This is a genomic window from Paraburkholderia piptadeniae (genome assembly GCF_900007165.1).
GTDB classification, from domain to species: Bacteria; Pseudomonadota; Gammaproteobacteria; order Burkholderiales; family Burkholderiaceae; genus Paraburkholderia; species Paraburkholderia piptadeniae.
Map to the genome: position 1 here is coordinate 1 of NZ_CYGY02000239.1, position 616 is coordinate 616.

At 63.0% G+C, this 616-nt stretch carries 1 protein-coding gene; it reads right to left on the reverse strand.

Translation table 11 applies throughout. The features are described from left to right. Window positions 1–218: 218 nt before the first annotated feature. Entirely contained in the window at window positions 219–467 is a 249-nt protein-coding gene (locus BN2476_RS44985) for a hypothetical protein (protein ID WP_087740508.1), read from the reverse strand. Between the last annotated feature and the right edge of the window lie 149 nt (window positions 468–616).

Below are 616 nucleotides of genomic sequence, written 5' to 3' on the forward strand. Positions count from 1 at the left end.
AATCGGATGCGCTTCGCCGCTGGGCGCGCGGTCGAGTTCGATGACGATCATGTTGCCGACTTCGGCGGCAATTAGCCGTCCCGACAGCGTAGCTTGCATCAGGGCATCGCGACGGGGACAAGATAGTGCGCACTGGAAGAAACGACCGCGCCGAGCTTGTCGACACGGTGCGGCAGATGAGACATGCGATGCCGGCTCCAACGGGTCGCCGTCGCCAGTCAGTTCGGCACAGGCACGGGCAGCTGCGACACGCGGCCCGGCTGCACATCGAGCCACATCTGACGGCCGCTTGCCGAATGGCTGTAGACGAGCGCGCGCATGTCGCGATACGTGCCGAGAAAGCCCATCAGCGCGCGCACGTTGCGCTTGCCGTGATAGCGCAGCGAGCGAGACGTCTCGCCGTTCACGATGACGACAGGGTTGATCCGCACGAGCCGCGCAATGAGTTCAGGGTTGACTGTTTCCACGTTCGATCCTCGCTTGAAAGTACTGTCTTCGCTAACGTCCCGTCAAAAGCGCTTCTTGAGCGTTCGGAAGGATCGGTAAGCGAGCCCCGAGGAGCCGCCATGCCGCTAGTCGCGCACGTGCGCGACGGCGATCTGCAACACGCTTTCCA